General features: G+C 57.6%; 1 protein-coding gene. It reads left to right on the top strand.

Annotated features, from left to right (window positions below):
* On the top strand, positions 1 to 236 hold a 236-nt coding region (locus QP997_RS09845; protein WP_284847016.1), incomplete at both ends, for a transposase.

Here is a 236-nt window from a genome sequence, read left to right as displayed (position 1 = left end):
TTTACTCCGAAGATGGTGCCCAAGGGCGCACGTCGGCTCACAGAGCTCGACGACATGATCGTCTCGCTATACGCCGGCGGGATGACAGTGCGCGATATTCAGCATCACCTCGCGACCACGCTCGGGGTGGATATGAGCCCAGATACGATCAGCACGATCACCGATGCGGTGTTAGACGAGGTCATGATCTGGCAAAACCGCCAGCTCGACGAGTTTTACCCGGTGATCTTCCTCGA

The organism is Corynebacterium sp. MSK039, assembly GCF_030232315.1.
In the GTDB taxonomy this organism is placed as follows: Bacteria; Actinomycetota; Actinomycetes; order Mycobacteriales; family Mycobacteriaceae; genus Corynebacterium.
The sequence above is the reverse complement of the archived record's forward strand: the minus strand, read 5'-3'. Positions and strand labels throughout refer to the sequence as shown.